At 72.2% G+C, this 13,511-nt stretch carries 22 protein-coding genes; 17 read left to right on the top strand and 5 right to left on the bottom strand.

Annotated features, from left to right (window positions below; all coding sequences use genetic code 11):
* Positions 1-11 precede the first annotated feature (11 nt).
* Positions 12-884, top strand: a complete 873-nt coding sequence (locus tag FXF51_RS01410) for a helix-turn-helix transcriptional regulator (RefSeq protein WP_148432355.1) — start codon at positions 12-14, stop codon at positions 882-884.
* Here the strand turns inward: FXF51_RS01410 and FXF51_RS01415 are convergent.
* Both FXF51_RS01415 and FXF51_RS01420 read right to left on the bottom strand, forming a co-directional pair.
* A complete protein-coding gene (locus tag FXF51_RS01415; RefSeq protein WP_262379234.1) occupies positions 871-1,497 on the bottom strand; it encodes a class I SAM-dependent methyltransferase in 627 nt (208 codons plus the stop codon). The genes FXF51_RS01410 and FXF51_RS01415 overlap by 14 nt on opposite strands.
* A 138-nt stretch (positions 1,498-1,635) precedes the next feature.
* A complete protein-coding gene (locus FXF51_RS01420) occupies positions 1,636-2,490 on the bottom strand; it encodes a maleylpyruvate isomerase N-terminal domain-containing protein (RefSeq protein ID WP_148432356.1) in 855 nt (284 codons plus the stop codon).
* Positions 2,491-2,633: 143 nt separating this feature from the next.
* Here FXF51_RS01420 and FXF51_RS01425 point away from each other — a divergent pair, with 143 nt between their 5' ends.
* Positions 2,634-3,398, top strand: a complete 765-nt coding sequence (locus FXF51_RS01425) for a sulfite exporter TauE/SafE family protein (RefSeq protein ID WP_411268337.1) — start codon at positions 2,634-2,636, stop codon at positions 3,396-3,398.
* Here the strand turns inward: FXF51_RS01425 and FXF51_RS01430 are convergent.
* Positions 3,395-4,537, bottom strand: a complete 1,143-nt coding sequence (locus tag FXF51_RS01430; RefSeq protein WP_148432357.1) for an MFS transporter — start codon at positions 4,535-4,537, stop codon at positions 3,395-3,397. The genes FXF51_RS01425 and FXF51_RS01430 overlap by 4 nt on opposite strands.
* Positions 4,534-5,307, bottom strand: coding sequence for a DeoR/GlpR family DNA-binding transcription regulator (locus FXF51_RS01435; RefSeq protein ID WP_316247600.1), 774 nt, complete (start codon positions 5,305-5,307; stop codon positions 4,534-4,536). Before FXF51_RS01435 ends, FXF51_RS01430 begins: the two co-directional genes overlap by 4 nt.
* Positions 5,308-5,330: 23 nt before the next feature.
* On the opposite strand from FXF51_RS01435, the gene FXF51_RS01440 reads away from it, so the two are divergent.
* The 4 genes from FXF51_RS01440 to FXF51_RS01455 are packed head-to-tail and all read left to right on the top strand — an operon-like array spanning position 5,331 to position 7,904.
* Positions 5,331-6,299 (top strand): helix-turn-helix transcriptional regulator, encoded by a 969-nt coding sequence (locus FXF51_RS01440; protein ID WP_148432359.1) that lies wholly within the window; start codon positions 5,331-5,333, stop codon positions 6,297-6,299.
* A gap of 43 nt (positions 6,300-6,342) precedes the next feature.
* Positions 6,343-6,957 carry a LysE family translocator gene (locus FXF51_RS01445; protein WP_148432360.1) on the top strand — a complete coding sequence of 205 codons (615 nt, stop codon included), beginning with the start codon at positions 6,343-6,345 and terminating at the stop codon, positions 6,955-6,957.
* The gene (locus tag FXF51_RS01450; RefSeq protein ID WP_222871073.1) at positions 6,954-7,688 is read left to right on the top strand and encodes an alpha/beta fold hydrolase; all 735 of its coding nucleotides are present in this window, start codon (positions 6,954-6,956) and stop codon (positions 7,686-7,688) included. The genes FXF51_RS01445 and FXF51_RS01450 overlap by 4 nt, the downstream gene beginning before the upstream one ends.
* 3 nt (positions 7,689-7,691) lie before the next feature.
* Positions 7,692-7,904 (top strand): hypothetical protein, encoded by a 213-nt coding sequence (locus FXF51_RS01455; RefSeq protein WP_148432362.1) that lies wholly within the window; start codon positions 7,692-7,694, stop codon positions 7,902-7,904.
* On the opposite strand, the gene FXF51_RS01460 is transcribed toward FXF51_RS01455, so the two are convergent.
* Complete coding sequence (locus tag FXF51_RS01460) at positions 7,901-8,194, bottom strand: SRPBCC family protein (RefSeq protein WP_187414098.1); 294 nt, start codon at positions 8,192-8,194, stop codon at positions 7,901-7,903. The genes FXF51_RS01455 and FXF51_RS01460 overlap by 4 nt on opposite strands.
* Positions 8,195-8,566: 372 nt before the next feature.
* Between FXF51_RS01460 and FXF51_RS01465 the strand changes: the two genes are divergently transcribed.
* The 11 genes from FXF51_RS01465 to FXF51_RS01505 all read left to right on the top strand — a co-directional run bounded on the left by FXF51_RS01465 (position 8,567) and on the right by FXF51_RS01505 (position 13,509).
* Positions 8,567-9,751, top strand: a complete 1,185-nt coding sequence (locus tag FXF51_RS01465) for a hypothetical protein (protein WP_148432364.1) — start codon at positions 8,567-8,569, stop codon at positions 9,749-9,751.
* On the top strand, positions 9,748-10,074 hold the full coding sequence (locus tag FXF51_RS01470) for a hypothetical protein (protein ID WP_148432365.1): 327 nt from the start codon (positions 9,748-9,750) through the stop codon (positions 10,072-10,074). The genes FXF51_RS01465 and FXF51_RS01470 overlap by 4 nt, the downstream gene beginning before the upstream one ends.
* Before the next feature lie 298 nt (positions 10,075-10,372).
* Positions 10,373-10,732 (top strand): hypothetical protein, encoded by a 360-nt coding sequence (locus tag FXF51_RS01475; protein ID WP_148432366.1) that lies wholly within the window; start codon positions 10,373-10,375, stop codon positions 10,730-10,732.
* 43 nt (positions 10,733-10,775) lie between these two features.
* Entirely contained in the window at positions 10,776-11,087 is a 312-nt protein-coding gene (locus tag FXF51_RS01480) for a hypothetical protein (RefSeq protein ID WP_148432367.1), read from the top strand.
* A 157-nt stretch (positions 11,088-11,244) separates the two neighbouring features.
* Positions 11,245-11,526: a hypothetical protein gene (locus FXF51_RS01485; RefSeq protein ID WP_148432368.1), complete on the top strand. Its 282-nt coding sequence runs from the start codon at positions 11,245-11,247 to the stop codon at positions 11,524-11,526.
* Entirely contained in the window at positions 11,523-11,669 is a 147-nt protein-coding gene (locus FXF51_RS60365; protein WP_187414099.1) for a hypothetical protein, read from the top strand. Before FXF51_RS01485 ends, FXF51_RS60365 begins: the two co-directional genes overlap by 4 nt.
* Before the next feature lie 11 nt (positions 11,670-11,680).
* Entirely contained in the window at positions 11,681-12,034 is a 354-nt protein-coding gene (locus FXF51_RS01490; protein WP_148432369.1) for a hypothetical protein, read from the top strand.
* Positions 12,034-12,186, top strand: coding sequence for a hypothetical protein (locus tag FXF51_RS60370; RefSeq protein WP_187414100.1), 153 nt, complete (start codon positions 12,034-12,036; stop codon positions 12,184-12,186). Before FXF51_RS01490 ends, FXF51_RS60370 begins: the two co-directional genes overlap by 1 nt.
* Positions 12,183-12,530 (top strand): hypothetical protein, encoded by a 348-nt coding sequence (locus FXF51_RS01495; RefSeq protein ID WP_148432370.1) that lies wholly within the window; start codon positions 12,183-12,185, stop codon positions 12,528-12,530. Before FXF51_RS60370 ends, FXF51_RS01495 begins: the two co-directional genes overlap by 4 nt.
* Positions 12,517-12,822 (top strand): hypothetical protein, encoded by a 306-nt coding sequence (locus tag FXF51_RS01500; protein ID WP_148432371.1) that lies wholly within the window; start codon positions 12,517-12,519, stop codon positions 12,820-12,822. The genes FXF51_RS01495 and FXF51_RS01500 overlap by 14 nt, the downstream gene beginning before the upstream one ends.
* Positions 12,823-12,888: 66 nt before the next feature.
* Positions 12,889-13,509 (top strand): hypothetical protein, encoded by a 621-nt coding sequence (locus FXF51_RS01505; RefSeq protein ID WP_148432372.1) that lies wholly within the window; start codon positions 12,889-12,891, stop codon positions 13,507-13,509.
* Positions 13,510-13,511 lie beyond the last annotated feature (2 nt).

The following is a 13,511-nucleotide window of genomic DNA, read 5'->3' on the forward strand; positions in this document are numbered from 1 at the left end:
ATAATGGACACATGGATCGTGCAGCACTGGCGGACTTCCTGCGCCGCCGCCGCGAGGCATTGCGGCCGGAGGACGTCGGGCTTCCCGAGGGCGCGCGCCGCCGCGCCACCGGCCTGCGGCGCGAGGAGGTGGCCTCGCTCGCCGTGATGTCGACCGACTACTACACCCGCCTGGAGCAGCAGCGCGGCCCGCAGCCCAGCGTGCAGATGCTCGCCTCGCTCGCCCGCGCCCTGCGGCTGACCGGCGACGAGCGCGACTACCTGTTCCAGATCGCCGGGCACAACGCCCCGGCCTCGCTGACGGACGCGGCGCACGTCGCCCCCGCCCTGCTGCGCGTGCTGGACCGGCTCCACGACACCCCGGCGCTCATCCTGTCCGACCTGGGCGAGACGCTCGTGCAGAACCGGATGGCGCAGGCCCTGTTCGGCGACAGGTCCGGCCACACCGGTCTCGGCCGCTTCGAGATCTACCGCTGGTTCACCGACCCGGCGGAGCGGCTGCACTACCCGGAGGGCGACCGCGACCGGCAGAGCCGCGCCCTGGTCGCGAACCTGCGCGCCGCCCACGGGACGAGAGGGCCGCGGTCGCGGGCGGGCGAGCTGGTGCGGGCGCTGCGGAAGGAGAGCGCCGAGTTCGCCGAGCTGTGGGACCGGCACGAGGTGGCCAAGCGCTTCGAGGACCACAAGACCCTCGTCCATCCCGAGCTGGGCGACATCGAGGTCGACTGCCAGGTGCTGTTCACCGAGGACCAGTCGCAGGCGCTGCTCGTGCTGACCGCCCCGCCGCGCACCGAGGGGTACGAGAAGCTGCGGCTGCTGGCCGTGCTGGGGCAGCAGCGCTTCACCGGAAGGCAGGACGGCACGGCCGCGGTCATGGGGCGCTGACCTGCCCGGCCTCCGGAGGGACACGGGGGCGGCGGGCCACGTACACGACGGCGGGCGGCAGGTTGCGCCAGACGGTCGCGGTCGTCACGACCTCCTCGAACGCCTCCCGCAGGCCCCCTGCCAGCCGCCGGGCGGGCGCGGCCCAGCGCGTCCAGGTGTAGGCGAACTGCGTGTAGACCCCGGCGGGCGACAGGACGCGCGCCACCGACCCGATCAGTGGCGGCCGCCCGGCGTACGCGACCCAGGGCAGGCCGCTGACCACGACGTCCACCGGCCCGGCGCCGAGCCCGGCGAGCAGCTCCGGCAGGCGCACGGCGTCGTCGCACACCACCTCCACGGCGGGGTGGGCGCGGGCGACCTCGGCGGCGAACCTGTCGTTCAGCTCGACCACGACGTGCCTGCCCCGGCCGTTCAGCCGCCGCTGGATGGCGGAGGTGAAGGCGCCGGTCCCCGCGCCGAGCTCGACCACCGTCGGCTCGCCGCGCTCGGGCACGCCCACCACCATCTGCGCCGCCAGCCCGGCCGAGCTGGGCAGCACCGCGGCCGTGCGCATGGGCGACCTGATGAACTCCCGCACGAACCCGAGGGACGGGCTCCGCTGATCGGTGGTCACAGTGCCGCTCCCCGGTTCCGTTCCGCTGCCGTGCTGCAGATTCTCGCGGCGGGCGATGGCGCGCGGATGGCCGGGAAGTGAATCATCGGGCGAGGCTCAGGCCGCCCCGCCACCGCCTGAGCCAGACCGTCCGAACGCTCACGCGACGACGGCCAGCAAGGTCGTCATGGCGTCGGTCAGCTCCCGATCCCCGCTGACCTCGGCCCGCGCCCGCGCCTCAGCCACCCCGATCCCCCTGGTCGCGAGCCGCCAGAACGCGTCCTGCCCCATCGCGACCCGCGCCGCGGGCTCACCCACGGCCTCATCCCCGGCCTCACCCCCGGGCGCGGCCATCCGCCACCGCCCGTCCCGCCAGGCCGCCCAGAACCGCCCCCCGGCCGCCCCGAGCACCTCCAGCACGACCACCGTCCCCTCAGGACGATCATGCTCTCGCAGGGTGAACGGCAGAGCCTGCGCGAAGACAGCCGGCACCGGCGCCATCAGCTCGGGCTCCACCGCTCCCGGCCGGGCGACCGCGTCGCGCACCTGCTGCTGGTGGACCCAGAACTCGGTGTACTCCCGCCCGACGTCGAGCCACCCCGGGCTGTTCACGTCGGTGGCGGCCCAGGACACGTTCAGCCCGGCGGGCGCCTCCAGGTCGTGCGCCGCCCACACCTCGTCGAGCCGCGGCCCGAGCAGCTCCAGCAGCTCGATCATCAGCCGCGGGCTGAGCTGGCGGGACGCCCGGACGAATTCGTCGTTGGTGCGGGCGAGGTAGGCGGGCAGCGTCTCGTCGTCGGCGAAGACGGCGCCGGCGTGCCCGTCGCGGGCCCCGGACAGGCGCCGCAGGTAGTCGTTGAGCACGTGCCCGACGACGTCGTGCACGTCCCAGCCCGGGCAGACCGTCGGCCGCGCCCAGTCGGCCGGCGTCAGCGAGCGGAGCAGGCCGAGCAGCGCCTGGCGCTCAAGGGGAAACAGGGGTCTGACATCGATGACCGGGCCGAAGATCGACATGTTTGCGACCCTACCGAAGCGCTTCTGTCTCGAAGAAACGAATTTCCCCGGGTGACGCCTGAGGTCAGGGCGCGGCCGAGTAACTAAGGCCCGACTTATACACTCATGACGGTTTTATCGGGGGAAAGTCGGGGGAGTGGCGCGTGCCGCTGGATCAGATCCTCGTGTTGCTGGTCGCGGCGGCAGGAGCGGGATGGGTGGACGCCGTCGTGGGCGGCGGCGGGCTGCTGCAACTGCCCGCCATCCTCATGACCGGCATGCCGACGGTCGAGGCGATGGCCACCAACAAGTTCTCCTCGGTGTTCGGCACCACCTCCGCCGCCGTCGCCTACGCCCGCTCCACCAAGGTGGACCGGCAGGTGGCGGTCCCGGGAGCGGCGCTGGCGGTGCTCTGCGCCGGGCTGGGCGCGTGGGCGGCGGCGTCGATCTCGGCGGACGTGCTGCGGCCCGCCGTCATGGTGGTGCTGCTGGCCGTGGCCGCGTTCGTGACGCTGCGGCCGTCGATGGGCGCCGTGCCCGTGCCGCACCTGCGCACCGGGCCGCGGGTGTTCGCGGCGGTGGCGGTGGCGGGCGTGGTGATCGCCTTCTACGACGGGATCATGGGCCCGGGGACCGGGACGTTCCTGATCATCGCCTTCACCACCATCCTCGGGCTCGACTTCGTCTCCGCCTCCGCCTCCGCGAAGATCATAAATATCGGGACGAACGTCGGGGCGCTCGTGGTGTTCGGCCTGCAAGGGCACGTGAACTGGGCGCTGGGGCTCGGCATGGCGGTCTGCAACGTGGCGGGCGCCCAGTTCGGCGCGCGGATGGCGCTCAAGCGGGGCGCCTCATTCGTCCGGATCGTGCTGCTGTGCGTGGTGGTGGCGATGGTGATCAGACTGGGCTGGCAGCACTTCGCCGGCTAAGGCGCCGGCTCCTTGTCCCGTACGCGCAGCGCCGTCGCCGTCAGGGCGACGAACGCGGCCAGCAGCGCCGGGATGGCCAGCGCCCGCGGCAACCCCGTCAGCTCGGCGAACGCCCCGATGAACACCGGCCCCGACAACATCCCCAGATACCCGATCGACGCCACCCGCGCCAGCGCCCGCCCGGCGAAGGCGGGATCCCGGTGCCCGGCGGCCGAGAACACCTGCGGCACGATGCACGACAGCCCCGCCCCGAAGCAGCCGAACCCGACCACCCCGGCCACCTGGTGCCCGCCCAGCAACGCCAGCCCGAGCCCCGCCGCCGCCAGCAGCCCGCAGCACCGCACCAGCGCGACGGGCCCGAAGCGCGCGGCCAGCCGGTCCCCGGCCAGCCGCCCCGCCGTCATCATGATGGAGAACGCCGCGTACCCGGCGGCGGCGACGCCCGGCGAGGCCGCCAGGTCCTCCCGCAGGTAGACGGAGCTCCAGTCGGCCGCGGCCCCCTCGCCCACCAGGCAGCAGAACGCCAGCACGCCCAGGAACACGATCCCCTGAGGCCGCCCCGTCCTGCCAGGGGCGGCGCTCTCCCGCGCGGGCTCGGAGCGCAGCGCCCAGCGCGCCGCCCATGCCGCCAGCACCGCGATCACCGCCCCCACCGCCCAGAACGTGACCGCCGCCGACAGCCCCCGGTGCGCGAACAGCCCGCCCGCCGTGGCCCCGGCGAACCCGCCCACGCTGTAGACGGCGTGGAACGACGACATGATCGGCCGACCGCCGGCCCGCTCCACCTCGACCGCGTTGGCGTTCATGGCCACGTCGAGAATCCCGTGCACGACCCCGAACACCAGCAGCGTCCCCGACAACGTGACCAGGTCCGGCGCGTACGCGGGCGGCACCAGCACCGCCCCCTGCGCCAGGGCCGCCGGGACCACGGCCCGGGCGCTGCCGTACCGGTCCACCAGGCGGCCGACGGCCGTCATGCCGACGACAGCCCCAGCCGCCACGGCGAGCAGCGCGAGGCTGAGCTGCCCGTCGCCGAGCTCCAGCCGCTCCTTGATGGCGGGGATGCGGGCCGTCCACGTGCCGATGGCCGTGCCCGACAGAAAGAACAGCAGGTAGACGGCGACCCGCTCGCGTCTCACGCGGCCTCCTTGACGATCACTCCGGCGGCGGCCAGCGCGTCGCGCTCCTCCGCGGGGATGCCGGGGTCGGTCACCACCACGTCCAGCCGGCCGATCGGGCAGACCGCGCCGAACGCCGTACGCGCGAACTTGGCCGAGTCGCACACCACGATCACCCGCCGCGCGGCGGCGATGGCCGCCTGCTTGACCGCCACCTCGGGCAGGTCGTGCGCGGTCAGCCCGTGCTCGGCGGACAGGCCGCAGCAGCCGATCACCGCCGTGTCGAAGCGCAGCGCCCCGATGGAGCTCTGGGTGAGCGGGCCCATCACGTTCAGCTCGCCCTTGCGCACCTCGCCGCCGGGCAGCACCAGGCGCACGCGCGGCGCGGCGGCCAGCAGCATCACCGGCTGCAGCGCCAGCGGCAGCACCGTGACCCGCCGGTCGGCCAGCGCGCGGGCCACCTCCAGCGCGGTCGTGCCGCCGTCCAGCACGACCGCCTCGCCGTCGGCGATGAGCGCGGCAGTTTCCTCGCCGATGCGCCGCTTGACCTCCACCGCCTCGCGCTCGCGCACCCCGAACGGCGGCTCCTCGCCGCGCAGCAGCAGCGACAGCGCGCCGCCCCTGACCCGCCGCACCACGCCCTGCTGAGCCAGCTCGTCCAGATCGCGCCTGATCGTCATCTCGGACACGCCGTGCTCAGCGGCCAGCTCGGCCACGGACACGCTGTCGTGGGTACGCAAGGTGCTCATGATGGCTCGCACACGTTCCATGTGTTCATACAAACACGACATATGTGCGCAATACAATGGTAAGCATGCGCGCCAGCCGCCTGCTCTCCCTGCTCCTGCTCCTCCAGACCCGGGGTCGCATGACCGCCCCCGAGCTGGCGGCCGAACTGGAGGTGTCGATACGCACGGTCTACCGCGACGTGGAGGCACTGTCCGGAGCCGGCGTCCCGGTCTACGCCGATCGCGGCCCGGCGGGCGGCTACCAGCTCCTCGACGGCTACCGCACCCGGCTCAACGGGCTGACGGCCGAGGAGGCGTCCTCGCTGTTCCTGGCCGGGCTGCCCGGACCGGCCGCCGACCTGGGGCTGGCCGAGGTGGCCGCCAACGCCGAGCTGAAGCTGCTGGCCGCGCTGCCGCCCGAGCCGCGTTCGCACGCCTCCCGGATGCGCGAGCGGTTCGTGCTGGACGTGCCGAGCTGGTACCGGTCGGGCGACGACGTGCCGCACCTGAGCGAGGTGGCCGAGGCGGTGTGGGACCAGCGGCCCCTGCACATGACCTACCGGCGCTGGGGCAAGCAGGAGGTGGACCGGGTGATCCACCCTCTCGGGCTGGTGCTCAAGGGCGGCTCCTGGTACCTCGTCGCCGCGCCGCCCGACGGGACGCCGCGCACGTACCGGGTGGCGCGGATCCTGACGCTGGAGACGCTGCCGGGGCGGTTCGCCCGGCCGGAGGGGTTCGACCTGGGAGAGTTCTGGCGTCAGTACGCCAAGGAGTTCCGCGAGCGCATGTACACCGCCGAGGTCGTCATCAAGCTCGCACCCGGGCGGGGCGACCTGCTCGCCTACACCATGGGAGCCGACGTCGTCGCCGCCGCGATCGCCGCCGCCCGGCCCGACCCCGAGGGCTGGCTCACGCTGACCGTGCCGGTCGAGTCGATCCAGCACGCGCGGTGGCTGCTGCTGCGCATGGGGGCCGACGTGGAGGTGCTGGAGCCGCCGGAGCTGCGCGCCATGATGGCCGAGGCGGTGGCGGAGCTGGCCAAGCTCTACGGCTGAAAACCAGGCGAGATTCCTGCGGCCGTTATGTCAGCATCCCGCCATGTATCTTCTAGCTTTCATCGGGGCGTGCGTCCTGGTCGCCATGGTGCCGGGGGTCAGCACCGCGATCATCCTGCGCCAGACCCTGCGCGCCGGCCGGGGCTCAGGGCTGGCCGCCACGCTCGGCAACGAGACCGGCATCCTGCTGTGGGGGCTGGCCGCCGCGTTCGGCCTGTCGGCCCTGCTGGTCGCCTCGCAGGTGGCCTACGACGTCATGCGCGTGACCGGCGCGGCGCTGCTCATCGTGATGGGCGCGCAGGCGCTGTGGCAGGCCCGCAAGGGGGCCCCGGCCGCACCCGAAGGGCAGGTCATGCCCGGCTGGCGCGCGCCGTACCTGGCAGGCGTGGGCACCTGCCTGGCCAACCCGAAGGCGGCGGTGTTCGCGATGTCGTTCCTGCCGCAGTTCGTGCCGGCCGGGCAGAACGTGCCGCTGACGCTCGTCACGCTGGCCGTCGTGTGGGTCCTCGTCGATCTGATCTGGTACGGGCTGCTAATCTGGGCGGTCGACCGGGCCAAGGCATGGCTGGGGCGACCGGCCGTCAAGAGGCGGCTGGAACAGATCTCCGGCGTCGTGCTCGTCGGGCTCGGCGTGCGGATGGTGGTGGAGTCGCGTTGACCATCTGGCACGGTGAACGGGGCACGGGAGAGCCGGTCGTGCTGCTGCACTCGACGGCGGTCGACTCCGGCATGTGGGACGCCCAGGAAGAGGCGCTGGCCGCGCGCTTCCGGGTGATCAAGGTGGACTTCCGCGGGTACGGGCGCACTCCGTACCAGGCCGACGGCCCGTACAGCGACGCGGGCGACGTCGCCGAGGTGCTGGCCGCGCTGGGCGTGAGCCGGGCCGCGATCGTCGCCTCCTCTGGCGGGTCCCAGGCGGCGCTGGAGCTGGCCGCCGCCGGGCTGGCCGGGCGGCTGGTGCTGCTCAACCCGGTGTCCACGCTGGAGCCCACGCCTGACCTGCGGGCGTACTGGGCGGAGGAGTCGCGCCTCCTGGAGGCGGGCGACGTGCACGGCGCGGCGGAGCTGAACGCGCGCACGCTGCTCGGGCCGGAGGCGGGCGACGAGGCGTGGCAGCGGGTGGTGGCGATGCAGCGGCACGCGTTCGAGGTGCAACTGGCCGCCGATCCCCGGCCCGAGCAGACCGAGGGCGAGCTGAAGCCGGCCGAGATCGACGTGCCCGCGCTGGTGGTCGCCGGCGCCCACGACCTGCCGTACTTCCGCGACAGCGCCCACCACCTGGCGGGCGAGCTGCCCCAGGCGCGGCTGGTCGAGCTGCCCTGGGCGGGCCACCTGCCCGCGCTCGAACGTCCTGAGGAGATCAACGCGCTGCTCCTGGACTACCTTTGATGCATGACGAACGACCTGGCGTCCCTCATGAGGCAGGCGCAGGACGACGATCCGCTGGTGGCCCTGCACGCCACCACCGCGCTGCGGCGTGAGATCGAGCGCCTGGAGGCGGTCCAGGTCCGGCGCGCCCGGGTGGCGGGGCTGGCCTGGGCGCAGATCGCCGACGCCATCGGGGTGAGCAAGCAGGCGGTCCACAAGAAGTACGGCCGGCGCTAGCTCTTCCAGTGCTCGGCGAACCAGCCGAGCGCGATGTTCCAGGAGTAGCCGCGCCGGATCCGCCCCGCCACCGCCGGTGGCAGCGTGTCCAGGCCGCGGTGCTCCAGCAGCACCTCGGTGCCGCCCTCGACGGGGCTGAAGGCGACCTCGATCTCCATCTCGCCGTCGTTGAGCAGGTCGGCCCAGACCAGCCGGCGCGGCGGCTCCCAGGCGAGCACCTTCCCGGTGTCGACGTGCCCGCCGTCGGACCACAGCTCGCGCAGGTAACCGTCCTGGAACCGGATGCCCACCGCTTCGGATCGTGTGGGGCGCACTTATCTGACCAGAGGGAACCCAGGTCTGACGTGCGGTAACGGCTGTCCACTCACATTCGGCGTGTGCCGTTGTGTGCCGTTGATGGCCCGTGAGTGCCGCTGGTTGCGGAATCCGTACGGAATGATCTTGGCGTCCGTGACCCCTGCGTTCCCGGTCGCGGCACCATGACGGCGGCGGCCGACACGAGCCGCCCACGACAGCCCCGACGCGGCGCACCCCCATGCGCCGCGCCTGCGGACGTCTGCTCACGCACGCACCCGCACGCTGTTCGTCCGGCACGCACGACCCACACTCCCGCCCGCCCCGCCCGGCCGGGCGATGCTCGACGCCTCACCGGCGTCTCCGACTTGCCCAACCTCGCCGCCCAGCCGTCGCGGGCGCTCATCGCCGCCGCGGTGCCGCGCGGCATGCGGCGGGCCGGCTCGCAGCAGGAGTGGCTGCGCATCCTGAAGGAGGCCCCGGAGGTTCTCGTGCTGCGCTGCGACGGCTACGCGAATCTGCTGCGGATCGCGAATCTGATCACGTGGGCGGCCGACTGGTCCACGATGTGCTCCCGGCCGACGATCGCGCGGCTGGTCGAGGTGACTGGCCTGTCCGAGTCGAGCGTGAAGCGGTGGGTGCGGTGGCTACGCGTCCGGGGCTGGCTCGGCGTGGTCGAGCAGGGCTCCACCGTCCGCTACCGCAAGGGCACGCACGCGGGCCTTGTCGATGACGGGTTGGGCAACCGGGCTGCCGTCTGGGTGCTGGCTGTGCCGCGCCGTTTCCGCGCTGATCGTCTCCGCCACCGTAATGATCATGAATGCAAGCATGCTGAGCAGCCTGAACGGACAAGTGAACCCCCCTCTGTGTCTCTCCCTGAGAGACACAGAGCTGATCCCACGCGCGCGCGTGAGAAGTCCCCTCACCGCTTCCGTGATCATCACCGCATCCCGCCGACCTGGAGCCTGCACGCCACGGCCAGGACGAAACGCGACAAGATCGCCCTGTGTGAGCGGCTCCGCACGGAACTCCCGCTCCTGCGGCGCGTCACCGCCTGGTACCTCCGCTGGTGGCTTGCCCCCTTCATCGACGAGGGATGGACGGCGGCCGACGTGCTGCACGCGCTGGATGTGCGGGCGGACGACTCGCGGTGGACGTACACGTGGTCCAGCTCGGCGGAGATCCGGCATGTGCCTGGCTGGGTGCGGTATCGGCTGTCGGCGTGGCTGGATGAGCAGGGGCGGCCGGTGGCGTCGCGGTCGCAGCGGCGCGCGAGGGCGGACGAGGTTCGACGCTCGGCCCAGGAGACCCGTAGGCGGGAGTGGGCACGGATGGCGGCAGCCGCCGGGTGGCTGCTCGGTCCGGACCGGAGCGCGGACGACGCTTCGCCGGTGGATCGGTCTGTCGCTCCTGGCGGGCCGGCGGCGGACCCGAGTGCCGAGTATCGGGCGGTGCGGGCGGAGATGGAGCGGCGCCGCCGGGAGAGGGCGGCGGCGCAGGAGGCGATGTGGGCCACCTGGCAGGCCCGGCGGCCCGTGAGGAAGGTGTCATGACGGACGCGAGAGCATGGGCGGACCTGGCCCGGACGTGGCTGGCGGCGTCGTCGCCGCGGGCGGCACGGGCGATGCGGGAACGGGAGCAGGAGGCGGCGCGTCGTCGCCGGGAGCGGCGGCCGGATGGCGAATGGCGGGGGAGGCGCGCGGATCGGGAGGCGGAGGAGGCGCTGAGCCGGGTGCGGTGGGCGACGGAGCCTGCTCAGGCGAGCGGCCCGAGCGCGGAGGAGATCGAGGCTGCGCGGGAGGCGCTGGCGCGGGACCTGGCGATGGCGCGGGCTCGTGCTCGCGCTCGGCGGGAGCGTGGGGATAGGTCCTCGTGAGCAGCCGATCGGTGGCGCGAGCCAAGATCACGATCCTCGCTACGGTCGTGCGACGTGATCGGCCAGCGTGCGCGGAGCGCTCATCATGGTGGCCTCTGGCAGGCGTACGCGCCTGGTCCGAGGTAGCGGAACCGCCAACGACGATCTTGGCTGAGAATCGCACACAGACAAGATCATCATGGCTTTGACCAGGAAGATCATAACCCTAGACTTGATAGGTGTGCGAGGTATCCTGGAAGTAGGCACACAGAAAGATCAACAAGGCAGTGACCAGGCACAACACCCCCAAAGGAGAGCCATGAACCTGCCCACCCCTCCCGCCACCGCGATCCCCGCCGACCAGATCGGGGCCATCACCCCCTCCCAGGTGATGAAGGACGCAAGGGTCGCCAGCACCCGCCCCGAACACGTGCTCGACGCCGCCGCCGTCGCCATCGCCTCCGTCATGGCGACGGTCTCGGGCACCAGCTTCGACGAGCTGCTGCCCGAGATCGCCGCAGACGTGAACGAGTCAGCGCGCGGCTGGCTCGACGAGAACCTCAACATCCCTGCAGACCGTGAGGGATTCACCTACGAGCAGGTGAGAGGTGACGACCTTGGGGCGATGCTCGATCACGTCGCGCACCTCGTCGCCCAGTACGACTGCTACGCCTGCTAATTCGTTGGCGGTTCCGCCAACAAAAGCCGGAAAGGCCACCAAAGTGGACGACCACACCACCGACACCGTGGGCACGCTGTACGGCGCGATCGAGCCCACCAACCTCAACTTGCTCAACATGCTGTGGGCCGCGCACAAGCTGGCCCGCGCCAACGCCAACCCCGCCATCAGCCAGTACGTCACCAGAGACCTCCGCGCCTCCATGATCGAGGTCCTCGACATCGAGGGTCACGACGCGAGTTCGGCGGCGCGGCTCATCGAAGAAGCGGAGCGGACCGGCAGCACGCAATGGGTGCTGGCGGGACTCGCCTTGGCCGCCGGCCCGCAACCGGTCGAGCCCAGCGACGGCACCTGAAACGCGTTGAGCCGGACCCAGCGCCACCTGGGTCCGGCTCATCAACCAGCTATGAACCCCACCACCACCACGTGAAGGGGAGCAGTGCTCCCAAGATAACGCACCGCGAGGGCCGCACCGCAACCCCGAATCCGATCACGATGCGAAGGGAGCCAGCATGCACGACGACTGGGGCACCGACATGGAGGCGATTGAGGACGCGCGCCGCGACGCCGATCTGGAGCAGGCGGCGATGGAGCGCGAGGGCAACCGCCTCGCCGCACTCCGCGCCCGGGGGATCTGCACGCACAGCTCCGGCGTCGCCTACCGCGACCCGCCGGTCTACCCCGAGCAGGATGGCCTCCTGCCGCGCCAGTCCCGCTGCACCGAGGGCACCGCCGGCTGCACCCGCGTGTTCAACAGCGACGAGGAGTGGGTCGCCGCGCAGGAGGCGCTGTGACTGCCCTCTTCGACCTCGGCGAGCCGTGCCCCAAGTGCGGCGCCCCCGCGGGCGTCCAGTGCCAGCCCGACTGCGTGCTCATGCAGAACCCCAGCACCTGGTGCGAAGGCATGGACATCTCCGACGCCGACCCAGGCCTGTGAGAGGACACGACATGGACGACCTGGGCAAGCTCGTCGCCACCGGCGACGCCGACGCCGACGCCTACCTGCACCTCGCCCGCGAGATCCACGGCCTCAGCGTCGCCGTGCACGAGGCGGCCGACCTGCTCGACGCAGGTCACACGCGCGGGTCGGTGATGTGGCCGCCCGCGGTCACCGACCTCAACCCGCTCGGCTACGAGTACGCCACCGACGTCGTCCATCACGCCGACGAGGTGATGGAGGAGGCGTGGGCGCGAGCGACCCAGCACTACCAGGCCGCCAGCGCACGCAACTCGCGAGCCGCCGAGTTGGCCGACCTGCACGTCGGCCGCCTGTTCGACCCCGCCTTCACCCTGGAGAGCTGATGCCTGAGTGGATCCGCGACCAGCTCGTGAACCTGGCCGCCGTCATCGGAGCCGTTCTCGACGACCCCACCGCCGACCACACCCACATGCTGCGCCACACCCACGAGGACCTCCGGCGGATCCTCGACGAGGACCAGGCGGACAGCCGGTGACCGGGCTGGAGCCGCTCGACCCGGGCGACGACGCGAGCGCCGAAGCCGTGGCTCGCCTGCTGGAACGAGCGCAAGAGCTGGGCCTGGATGAGCTGGCCCTGGACCTGCTGGTCTACGACGCCACGAACGAGGTCGCCGCCGACCGTGTCAACGGTGGCGACTGGGACGACCCCACCTGGGACGACGCCTACGAGCGCCTGCATAACGAGGCCGACAAGGAAGCCAGCGGCATCAACAACAACGGCCTCGCAGCCCAGCTGGCCTACCTGCTCGACGGGTACGGCGAGACGGAGCTCGCGGCCATCCTGGGGCGCACAGCGGCGGTGGCCGATGAGCACGCTTGAGCCGCTCGAACCGGGGACGCGCGTCGTCTACTACGGGTCGCTGCCCGACCAGTACGGCATCTGGACCGTCGTCGGGCCGTGCGGCCAGTGGGAGCACTGCGAACGCTGCGGCAAGGCCTTCGACGAGCTGTGGGAGCAGTGGTACTGGTCCCTGACCCCACGCGACAAGGCCCGCGCGGGCGACCTGTTCGACCAGCAGTTCGGCCCCCTGTGGCCCCGCTACGAGCTGGAGCGCGCGGACGGCGAGGTGCTGCTGTGCGTCCGCCGCTCCAGCCTCACCCCGACCACGTAACCGCGCCCGGCGGGTGTGAAGCGCCACCGTCACCCCTGCCTCCACCACCACCACGAAGAGGAAGCCATGAACAAGCACCAGGACCTGCTCACCACGAAAGCGCTGCTGACCGGGTGGACTCTCACCAGCGGCGGCACCCCGCCCGCGGCCACGCTCACCCGCGACGCGTGGTCGATCCTCATCCTCTACAGCGGCGACATCCCGGACACCGCCAGCCTGCTGCCACCCGGCCGCGCCGACTACGACACCATCCCCGTGGACGACGTCGATCGGTGGATGAAGTGCAGCCGCGAGGAGATGACCCTGCACACGATCGGTGAGCGCGTCACCGTAGGTGGCAGGGTCGGGACCGTCGTCGGCTTCCGGCTGGAGGACCGGCCTCCGGCGGCCGGCCCGTGGCGGTTCCGGCTCCAGGTCGTGTACGACGACGGCGTGGACGGCGACCCCCGCCCGGCCAGCGCCGTCCACCTCTCGCCGGCCCCGGCCGCGGCGGGTGAGTGCGCGGGCTGGCAGTGCGAGGACCTCGGCACCCGCATGTGCCTGGTCCGCGAGTACACCCGCGACGCCAGCGCGCCCCTGAAGCGGAAGCCGCTGTGCGAGTACCACGCCGAGTACGGAGACCGGCGGCTGACCGTCGTCCGGGTCCTGCACCAGATCCCTACGCCCGTCGTCTCCGAGGAGGTCTAAAC

Origin of the sequence: Nonomuraea sp. PA05, assembly GCF_008086045.1 — a bacterium.
GTDB lineage: Bacteria > Actinomycetota > Actinomycetes > Streptosporangiales > Streptosporangiaceae > Nonomuraea > Nonomuraea monospora.